The sequence below is a fragment of the Blastococcus sp. KM273128 genome, assembly GCF_021698975.1.
Classification (GTDB): Bacteria; Actinomycetota; Actinomycetes; order Mycobacteriales; family Geodermatophilaceae; genus Blastococcus.
The window spans coordinates 1-300 of the sequence record NZ_SSXA01000215.1 but is presented as its reverse complement, the minus strand read 5'-3'; the positions used below and the strand labels follow the sequence as shown (position 1 = coordinate 300).

The window sequence follows — 300 nt, the reverse complement described above, 5'->3', positions numbered from 1 at the left end:
TCCGCAGTGTCGCTTGCACGGCAGTGAACGAAGCCCACTTCGTAGAACTCGCCGCCAGAAAGGGCCTGCTCTTGTACCCCAGGGACGGAGCACCGCACACGGGCATCGCGGGATACAGCGCAGCGGCCACGGACTACCTCGAATCTGATCGCCGCGAGTACGCCGGACTCAGCCTGGCCCCAGACTTGTCGCTGGACCGCCTTCGGGCGGCTTGGCATGGCAAGGCGATCGAGACACGCGAACATAGGACGGCCCACCAGAAAGATGCACTCCTGACGTGGCTGTCAAAATCTGCACAAC

The 300-nt window shown here is 63.0% G+C and carries 1 protein-coding gene; it reads left to right on the top strand.

Going from position 1 to position 300, the window contains the following annotated elements; genetic code table 11:
- Positions 1–23: 23 nt before the first annotated feature.
- A partial coding sequence (locus E9529_RS21640; RefSeq protein WP_236833306.1) for a hypothetical protein occupies positions 24–300 on the top strand: 277 nt, incomplete at its 3' end.